Annotated in this window: 1 pseudogene; it reads left to right on the forward strand. The window is 38.5% G+C overall.

Annotation, left to right across the window (positions count from 1 at the left end):
* A pseudogene (locus HRG09_RS28315) lies at nucleotides 1-618 on the forward strand (VirD4-like conjugal transfer protein, CD1115 family); the annotation flags it as partial.
* Between the last annotated feature and the right edge of the window lie 11 nt (nucleotides 619-629).

Consider the following 629-nt stretch of genomic DNA (forward strand, 5'->3'; position numbering starts at 1 on the left):
AACCGAGGAAAAACGGTTATGAAATACCGTTGGGAGTACTTGGGGGATGACTTTGATACGGATCAATCCATTTTAGATATCGACATTCGTTCTTTACACGAATATGTCAATCCAAGGGATCTCATACTTGACTTCTTCCCCAAACAAGAAGAGGAGCCAACTGGGCAACCAGAAGAGCCAAAACAGATTGTACCAGGTTCTGAACCAGAGCCTGTACCAATTCCTTCGGAGGAAGAACCAGAGGAACCACAATTTGCGGATATTGATGAAGAGATTGAAATTCCTGAAGAAGCATATTCATCAGAACCTGTTGTAGTAGCAGAATCAGCTCATGTATTTGAACCACTAACCTTAGAAAATTGGAAACAAAAAACAGCCGAAGAATTCTTCGAAACACATCGTTCCATTTGGAATGTGATTGAAAAAAAATGTATGAGGCAATGGAATAGACCATTAGCGGATATTCAGGCAAGTACAATGGAAAATTTTATTGAAGATCTAAAAATATTAGCAATGACAGAACAAATTGATAAGAATACGTATCGTTTGATTAATGGGAAATACCGCGAAGTTATGGATAGTTTATTAGAAAAAGAAGGTGTGAAGGAGGAAGTGTGATGGAGGTAACC

This window comes from Bacillus sp. Xin1 (assembly GCF_013314535.1).
In the GTDB taxonomy this organism is placed as follows: domain Bacteria; phylum Bacillota; class Bacilli; order Bacillales; family Bacillaceae_G; genus Bacillus_A.